Source organism: Paenibacillus sp. 01L418 (assembly GCF_056400045.1).
In genome coordinates this window covers 1-2,139 of the sequence record NZ_JBFTSN010000671.1, presented here as the reverse complement: position 1 = coordinate 2,139, position 2,139 = coordinate 1, and the positions used below count along the sequence as shown (strand labels likewise).

The 2,139-nt window shown below is 45.4% G+C and carries 2 protein-coding genes; both read left to right on the top strand.

Annotated features, from left to right (window positions below; all coding sequences use genetic code 11):
- The coding region (locus tag AC1DSE_RS34425) for an S-layer homology domain-containing protein (RefSeq protein WP_477529033.1) at positions 1–415 on the top strand (415 nt) is incomplete at its 5' end.
- Positions 416–467: 52 nt separating this feature from the next.
- Positions 468–2,139 (top strand): family 78 glycoside hydrolase catalytic domain (locus AC1DSE_RS34420; RefSeq protein ID WP_477529032.1); only part of this gene is annotated, 1,672 nt, incomplete at its 3' end.

Genomic DNA, 2,139 nt, shown 5'->3' with positions numbered 1-2,139 from the left:
GGAGTTCTCTGCTATGATGGTTCGGGCGCTTCATCTAGAACTTGGAGCAGACAGTAAACTTGCCTTCAACGATAGCGATAGAATTGCTGCGTGGGCGAAACCGTATATCGCAACAGCGGTTAAGGCAGGTCTATTAAAAGGTTATGATGACGGAAGCTTCCGCGCAGACCAGTTAATTAATCGGACAGAAATGGTTGCTGTCGTCATGAGGGCTCTTGATCTAAAAGCAGACCAAAAAACGAAGCTGCAGTTTGCGGATGCGTTAGAAATTCCTGTTTGGGCGACTGGTTACGTAGCTGCAGCTGTGGAGACAGGAATTATCAAAGGGCGAGATGGTAACCGGTTTGCACCTCATGAGCATGCTACTCGGGCTGAGTCGGTAGTCGTCATCCTTGCAATGCTGAAGCAAAAATAGAACGATAAACAATAACAAAGGAAAGTCGAGGGAAAAAAGTATGAGGAAAACCATGAGTCTTCTATTAGCTTTGGTGATCGGCTTCACATTATGCTTGCCTATGACTAGTATGGCGTATGGCGAAGCGGGTGGAACGGGAGCAACGATGGCGGTAACCGATTTAACGACGGAGTACACGAACAATCCGATCGGTATTGATGTGATGAAGCCGAGGTTGAGTTGGAAGCTTCAGTCCGATAAACGTGGACAGCTTCAAACAGCATATGCCATTCAGGTAGCTAGCACCAAACAGAAATTGCTGGATAACCAACCGGATGTGTGGAATACCGATAAAGTTGATTCGAATCAATCGGTAAATGTCGTTTATGACGGCAAACCTTTGGAGTCCGGCAAACGTTACTTTTGGAGAGTAAAAGTATGGGACTTGAACAATGAGAGGGCTTCAGAATGGAGTGATCCTGCTTGGTGGGAAATGGGTCTTCTCCATGATTCGGATTGGCAAGCGGAATGGATCGGCATGAGCGACGCGAACAATATGACAACAGAAGGTCTTAAATGGGTTTGGTTTCCGGAAGGGAATCCGGCTTCAAATGCTCCTGCAGGAGATCGCTATTTTCGCAAAACCATTCAATTACCGTTAGACCGGACAATAACACAAGGGAAATTTTTATTAACTGCGGATGATGGGTTCGTGTTATATGTGAATGGAAAGCGAATGGGCAGTTCTATCAAAGCGGTCGATTCATGGAAAGAAGGCAAAATTGTAGATGTCTCAAGTGCACTCATTCCTGGATCTAATACGATTGCAATCCAAACGTCAAACGATGGCGGACCTGCTGGTCTTCTTGGCAGCTTGAAAGTGGTATTCGAGGAAGGAACACCTCTTCAATTGAATATGGATCAAGGTTTGAAAGCGGCCAAGGTAAAGATGGAGGGATGGGAGAAATCGGATTTTGATGACAGCAGCTGGTCAGCTGCGATGATCGTCGCGTCCTATGGGGAGTCGCCATGGGGGAAAAATGTAAAAATTACAGCTTCGCCTCCTTACATTCGCAAAGGTTTCTCTTTAGAGAAGTCCATTGCAAAAGCAAGACTTTACTCCAGCGCTCTCGGAATATATGAACCTAGCATTAACGGCAAACGTATAGGCCGAGATTTATTTACGCCAGGATGGACAGATTACACGAAGCATATTCAATACCAGACTTATGATGTAACTGATTTGCTTCAAAACGGTGACAACGTCATTGGCGCTATATTGGCTGAGGGATGGTATTCAGGACATGTAGGTTTTATTGGTCCGAACATTTATGGCGATAGCAATTATTTGTTCATGCAATTAAATCTGGAGTACACAGACGGTTCAACAGAAACAATTGGAACGGATCAATCATGGAAATGGGCAGCAGGACCAATTGTATCTTCTAGTATTTTGATGGGAGAGACCTATGATGCAACGAAAGAATTAGACGGATGGGATACTCCTGCCTTCGATGCATCGAGCTGGGATTCGGTTCAGAAATTAGAGGAAGAAGTGACTGGGAAGCTAGTCGCCCAGGATGGCCCAACGGTACAATTAATTGAAGAAATGAAGCCGATTAAGATGACGGAGCCGGAACCTGGCAAATATGTGTTTGATTTAGGGCAGAACATGGTCGGAACCGTAAGGCTAAAAGTAAGCGGTGAAGCAGGTCAAACGGTTACTCTGCGACATGCAGAGGTGT